The sequence below is a fragment of the Roseibium sp. AWQ4_290 genome, from assembly GCF_056160985.1.
Window position 1 is genome coordinate 1 of the sequence record NZ_JBSWYG010000082.1, and the last position, 304, is coordinate 304.

General features: G+C 62.2%; 1 protein-coding gene. It reads right to left on the bottom strand.

Annotated features, from left to right (window positions below):
* Window positions 1–304 (bottom strand): helix-turn-helix domain-containing protein (locus tag ACXAH0_RS25225; RefSeq protein ID WP_475196064.1); only part of this gene is annotated, 304 nt, incomplete at both ends.

Here is a 304-nt window from a genome sequence, read left to right on the forward strand (position 1 = left end):
CTGGCTTCCGAGACGAAGTATCGGCGTTCGTCAGTGAACCTGGTGGCGAGTTCTCTCGGGGAGAGTTCCGGGTCATCGAGCGCCATTTCCAGAACCTGAACACGCACGTCTGCAGGGATGCGGTTCCACACGCGGCCCGAGCCGGGGCGCCGGTCTTCCAGTGCCGCTTCGCCGAACCTGCGATACAGATCGCACCAGCGATAGAAGGTTGGCCGCGACACGCCGATCTGTTCCAGCGTCCTTTTCACCGGCTGGTGCGATTGCTCGACCAGTCGGATGATTTCGAGCTTCTCGGAGGCGGGAT